Annotated in this window: 2 protein-coding genes; both read right to left on the reverse strand. The window is 76.0% G+C overall.

Going from position 1 to position 1,907, the window contains the following annotated elements; genetic code table 11:
- A partial coding sequence (locus tag DI269_RS01790) for an MFS transporter (RefSeq protein ID WP_157974704.1) occupies positions 1 to 1,168 on the reverse strand: 1,168 nt, incomplete at its 3' end.
- Between the two features lie 4 nt (positions 1,169 to 1,172).
- Positions 1,173 to 1,907: SDR family NAD(P)-dependent oxidoreductase (locus DI269_RS01795; RefSeq protein WP_112133436.1), on the reverse strand; the 735-nt coding region annotated here is incomplete at its 5' end.

Here is a 1,907-nt window from a genome sequence, read left to right on the forward strand (position 1 = left end):
CGAGCAGCGCCGCCGCCGCGACGGCCGCCGCTCCCGCGACGGTCACGCCCGCCCAGCCCCAGGCGGTCCACACCGGGCCGAGGGCGGCGCTGGCGGCGGAGCCCGCGAGCAGGCAGACGAGCATGTACAGCGAGGACGCGCCGCCTTGGCTGCCGGCGGGTGCGGCGGCGGCGAGCAGGACGAGGACGGCGGGCTGGCAGGCGAAGACCCCGGCGAACAGGGCGAGGACGCCGGCCAGGAGCACCGCGGGGTGGGCGGCGACGCCGAGGAGGACGATTCCGGCGAGCACTGTGCCGAGCCCGGTGAGGGCGACGGCCGGGGCGCCGATGCGGGGCACCAGGCGTCCGGCGAGCGGGGCGCCGACCACGCCGACGAGCCCGGCGAGGTTGACCAGGCCGATCTCGGCGGCGCCGTACTCGAACGGGGCTTCTTGGAGGCGGTAGGTCAGGAAGGTCGCCACGCCGAGGTACCCGAAGAACAGGCATACGCCGAGGGCCAGGAGCCGGGCCGTGGCGGCGCCGCGGAACAGCCCGAGGACCGCCGCGTACGCCCGTGCCGCGGAGCCGGCCGCCGACGGGGCGGTGAGGTCGGGGAGGGTCAGGGTCGCGGCCGCGGACAGGACGTTCAGGGCGGCGACGCCGAGGACGGCGGTGCGCCAGTCGGTGGCGTCGGTGACGACGCCGGTGAGCGAGCGGCCCATGGTGATGCCGGCGACCGACGCGCCGATGACGAGGCCGAAGAACATGCCTTTCATGTGGGGCGGGGCCAGGCGCGGCATGAGCGCGATCATGGCCGAGGGCACGGCCGCGGCGACGACTCCGGCGAGGGACAGCAGGGCCACGAACAGGCCGAAGCCGGGGGCGAACGCGGCCAGGAGCAGCAGGACGGCGAGTCCGGCGGCTCCGGCGGATCCCATGGCGCGCAGTGGGAGCCGGTCGGTGAGGGGGCCGAAGAGGAAGAAGGACAGGGCGTAGGCGAGGCTCGCGGCGGTGAACGCGAACCGGGCGTCCTGGGCGGCGACGCCGAAGTGGGCGGCGATCTCGGGGAAGATCGGCTGCGTCAGGTACACCGAGGCGACGGCGAGGCAGGTCACGACGGACGCGGTGGCGGCGGCCGCCCAGGGGGCGGCGGTGCGCGCTTCGGCTGCGGGCAGGGCTCGGACGCTCATGCGGTCACCCCGTGACCCGTGCGCCGCCGTCGACGGTGATGAACGCGCCGTTGACCATCGCGGCCTCCGGGGAGACGAGGAAGGCGACGGCGGCCGCGACCTCGGCGGGGTCGACGAGGCGGCCGAGGGGGACGCCGGCGAGGACCTCCTTCTGGACGTCGTCGGGCGAGGCGCCCAGGAGTGCGCCCATGTCGTCGAGGATCTCGGCCCACAGGGCGGTGTCGGTGGCGCCGGGGTCGACGGTGTTCACGCGGATGCCTTTGGGGCCCAGGTCTTTCGAGACGGCCTTGGCAAGGCCGCCGAGGCCGGCGTTGACGACGGCGTTGACGACGAGGAGCGGGCTGGGTTCGAGGCGGAAGACGCCGTTGACGAACACGATGCGGCCCGCGCCGCGCGCGGCCATGCCGGGGGCGACGGCCCTGGTCAGGCGCATCGCGCCGAGGAGCTTGCCGTTGATGGTGGCCTCCCAGGCGGCGTCCGTCGCGTCGGCGAGGGGCCCGACGGGGCCGTCGCCGGCGGAGTTGACGAGGACGTCGATCCGGCCGTGCTCGGCGAGGACGGCCGCGACGCCGGCGTCGACGTCGGCGCTGTCGTTGATGTCGAGGCGGAGGACGGCGAGGCGTTCAGCGGCTTCGGGGGCGAGGTCGGCGGCGAGGCGCTCGCGGGCGGCGTCGAGGCGGGCCTGGTCGCGGCCGAGCATGACGACGTGCGCGCCGTCGCGGGCGAGGCGGGCGGAGAC

Source organism: Glycomyces dulcitolivorans (assembly GCF_003265355.1).
In the GTDB taxonomy this organism is placed as follows: Bacteria; Actinomycetota; Actinomycetes; order Mycobacteriales; family Micromonosporaceae; genus Glycomyces; species Glycomyces dulcitolivorans.